The organism is Acinetobacter sp. WC-743 (genome assembly GCF_000335555.1).
Taxonomy (GTDB): Bacteria; Pseudomonadota; Gammaproteobacteria; order Pseudomonadales; family Moraxellaceae; genus Acinetobacter; species Acinetobacter bereziniae.
On the sequence record NZ_AMFQ01000136.1, the window covers coordinates 1 to 313 of the forward strand.

At 38.7% G+C, this 313-nt stretch carries 1 pseudogene; it reads right to left on the reverse strand.

The annotated features are described in order from the left end of the window. Positions 1–228: pseudogene (locus ACINWC743_RS20735) on the reverse strand (hypothetical protein); the annotation flags it as partial. Positions 229–313 lie beyond the last annotated feature (85 nt).

Here is a 313-nt window from a genome sequence, read left to right on the forward strand (position 1 = left end):
CAATCCTGTTGATATCGTATCAACCAATACACCTAGTTTTTGATAGTTGGCGACTTTGTCATTGTAAGCATTCAATTGGGTTTGCTCTTGCTCACTTAAGCCCAAGCCTTGTTTTTGTTTGTCTATAATCGATTGATTTTCTTTCTTCGCGTCATCAATCTTCTTATTAATCTCTGCTTTTGCTTCTTGACGATTTGCATCGAAGTTCTTCGTCACTTCCATCTGCATGATCCTAGCCAAAGTAATGGACACACTGTCCCTCTGAAGATAATGTAACGTTAACTTTGGAGATGTACACATGGCTAAACGCTTT